At 27.3% G+C, this 1458-nt stretch carries 1 protein-coding gene; it reads right to left on the bottom strand.

Translation table 11 applies throughout. The annotated features are described in order from the left end of the window. Positions 1–332: 332 nt before the first annotated feature. Positions 333–1376 (bottom strand): hypothetical protein, encoded by a 1044-nt coding sequence (locus DTW91_RS12585; RefSeq protein WP_125203705.1) that lies wholly within the window; start codon positions 1374–1376, stop codon positions 333–335. Positions 1377–1458 lie beyond the last annotated feature (82 nt).

Below are 1458 nucleotides of genomic sequence, written 5' to 3'. Positions count from 1 at the left end.
CTGGATTTTTCCCCAACATATTTGCAAGGTTTTAAAGCTCTAAGATACAAATTCTTGCAATAAAAAACAAGCTATTTTAAACCCAAAATACTAATAATCAGTAAATTATAGGTGGTTTAAGGAGAGACTATTTAGGCAAAAGAATTAAAAAAATGGAATCACTGTGAACGAATCATCTGCAACTCTTTACAAATCATCGACGATCATTTGATGCTCATCGAGTTTCATTTTTTTTCAAAAAAATATATAATAAGAAATGCTTACTATGAAAAAATCGACAAAGAAAAAAGAAACGTTTGGTGTTTTATTCCCAAACCTTCAAGTATAAATTCTTAATTATTTTTGCGGACATAGTCAATATATTCTTGCATCCACGATTCTTCTATCTGATTTGGTTGTTGTGATAGATGCATACATACTAAAGCATAAATTGCCACAACTTTAAATTTATTTTTCACATTTGTGCTTCTTTCTAAATTCTTTTGCCACAATTCTAGAAAATAAAAATCTTGTGGACTTGTTAAAACCCGAGAAGTCCAGAACTTATAAACAAAAGGATATAAAATAAATAAGTGTGAACCTTTAGAAATTCCTCTAATCACTTTTTCAAGATAAGTCATTACTGCAAAATGCAATTTTAAAGCATCGGACGAAGAAGCATTTAAAGAGCAAATTAAATAAGCAATTATTTGAATTGGTCTTTTATTTTCGCTTTCTATATCAAAAACCCAATCAAGTAACGATTTGCTTTCAAAACTATTATTAGGAAAATTATCAAATAAATAGAGAATGTTTTTTAATGCTTCCTTGTCTTCAAAGATATTCTCGTTTTTATTCAAATGTTCTTTTATGTGCGAAATAAGGTCAATTTTTTGTATTTTGTTTTCTAATAGTAAAGTTAATTCTCTCAATACTATAGGAATAATATTAAAAGTGAAATAATAGTCATCATCAACTAATTTAGGTTTCGATTTATATTCTACAAGCATTTTTAAAAATGCATCTCTTTGTAATTTGTTTTGGATTTCGTTTGCTAGTTCTTCATTCAATTCATTTTCGAATCTTTCAATTCCCTTTTCAATTTCAATCGATTCTTGATATTTATTTTGCAATAATTTATAACCAATCATTATTCTTAAAGTATACTTGTGGGTATATAATTTAATTTCACTATCTAATTCAAAAGAATAATTTGCCCATTTAATTGCATTTTCCATATCTCCAAAATATTCAAATGCCTTAACGAAAATATACATATTCATATATTTTCTTTCATCATAATACCAGTCATTTAGCATTTTAGATTCAAAAGAAGAACTAAAGATTCCCCTTTTGGGAAGTGGATATGTAATCTCACCCACTTTAGTAACACTCAAAAGTAGAGTTTTTTGTTAATAATTTATTGTTGTTGTTGTAAAAATTTTGTTGGAATGTGGGAAACTCGTTGGCTTTGGCTTG

Origin of the sequence: Chryseobacterium sp. SC28 (assembly GCF_003932955.1) — a bacterium.
Classification (GTDB): domain Bacteria; phylum Bacteroidota; class Bacteroidia; order Flavobacteriales; family Weeksellaceae; genus Epilithonimonas.
This window is presented reverse-complemented; position numbering and strand designations above follow the sequence as displayed.